Origin of the sequence: Streptomyces phytophilus, assembly GCF_013870535.1 — a bacterium.
Lineage (GTDB): Bacteria > Actinomycetota > Actinomycetes > Streptomycetales > Streptomycetaceae > Streptomyces > Streptomyces phytophilus.
The window spans coordinates 1-1,533 of record NZ_JACBXC010001375.1 but is presented as its reverse complement, the minus strand read 5'-3'; the positions used below and the strand labels follow the sequence as shown (position 1 = coordinate 1,533).

Below are 1,533 nucleotides of genomic sequence, written 5' to 3'. Positions count from 1 at the left end.
AGTGCTTCTCGCCGTCCAGCACCCAGCCGCCTGCCTGCCGCCGCGCGGTAGTGGCCGGCGCGGCGAACGACCAGTCGCCGGCCGCCTCCACCAGCGCCGCCGTGGCGACGACCTCGCCGCGGGCCATGGCCGGCAGCCAGGCCCCGGCGTCGCCGGACTCCAGCAGGATGCGGGCCGCGAGCACGGCCGAGGAGAAGAACGGCACCGGGGCCAGCGCCCTGCCCAGCTCCTCCTGGACGACGGCCACGTCGGCGAAGTTCGTGCCGGTGCCGCCGTACTCCCCGGGTACGCCCACGGCGGTCAGGCCCAGCTCGTGCACCATCCGGTGCCACAGCCGGGTCTGGCCGCCCTCGTACGCGGTCCGGGCCGCGCCGGCGTGCTCCGCCAGCAGCCCGCGCAGTGCGTCGCGCAGCGCCGCCTGGTCGTCGCTCGGTCCGAACCTCATGTCCGCTCGCCTCCGGGCCGCGGCTCCCGGGGCAGGCCGAGCACCCGCTCGCCGAGCGTGGTGCGCTGGATCTGACTGGAGCCGCCGTAGATCGTCCCGGCCCGTGCGGTCAGGAACGTGTGCTGCCAGGCGGCGGGGGAGCCGGGCGTGCCCAGCGGGTCCGCGCCGACCGTCGCCGGGCCGGGTTCGCCGGAGCGCACCAGGGCGTCGGACCCGAGCAGGTCCATCGCCAGCTCGGTGACCCGGGCGTGGTACTCGGCGGAGTAGAGCTTGAGCACCGACGACTCCGGCCCCGGCGGTGCGCCGGACGCCGCGGTGGCCAGCGTCTTCAGGCCCAGGACGCGCAGCATCTCCACCTTCGACCAGCACCGGGCCAGCCGCTGCCGCACCCGCGGGTCGGCGTCCAGGCCCCGCTCCCGGGCCAGCGTGAAGAGCCGCTCCAGCTCGACCCGGTAGCCCGCGTACAGCGCCCCGGAGGCCGCGCCCCGCTCGTAACCCAGCAGCGTCAGCGCCACCTTGGCGCCGCCGCCGACCGGTCCGACGACGTGCGCGGCGTTCGCGCGCGCGTCGGTGAAGAAGACCTCGCAGAACTCGGCCTCGCCGGTCATCGTGCGGATCGGCCGTACGTCCACGCCCGCCTGGTCGACGGGGACCAGCAGCAGCGAAAGACCGCGCCCGCCCGCGGCATCCTGCTCGGTCCTGGCCAGCACGAACATCCAGTTCGCGAAGGTCCCGGCGGTCTGCCAGACCTTCTGGCCGTTGAGCACCCAGGAGCCGTCGACCGGCGTGGCCGTCGTACGCAGCGCGAACAGGTCGCTGCCCGCGCCCGGTTCCGAGTAGCCCTGCGCCCAGCGGTGCTCGCCGGACAGGATGCGCGGCAGGAAGCTGCGCTTCTGCGCCTCGGTGCCCCAGTGCAGCAGCGTCGGCCCGATGAGCGAGAGGCCGAACGGGTCCGTCGGCAGCGGCAGCAGCGGCACCCCCGCGGACACGAACTCCTCCTGGAGAGCGCACTGCTCCAGCACCGACAGACCGGCGCCACCGTACTCCTCCGGCCAGGCGACGCCCAGGTAGCGCCGCGCCCGGAGGGT

The 1,533-nt window shown here is 75.3% G+C and carries 2 protein-coding genes; both read right to left on the bottom strand.

What is annotated here, in order from left to right:
- The coding region (locus H5J30_RS32520; RefSeq protein ID WP_181791251.1) for an acyl-CoA dehydrogenase family protein at positions 1–445 on the bottom strand (445 nt) is incomplete at its 3' end.
- On the bottom strand, positions 442–1,533 hold a 1,092-nt coding region (locus H5J30_RS32515; RefSeq protein WP_181791249.1), incomplete at its 5' end, for an acyl-CoA dehydrogenase family protein. The genes H5J30_RS32515 and H5J30_RS32520, both read right to left, overlap by 4 nt.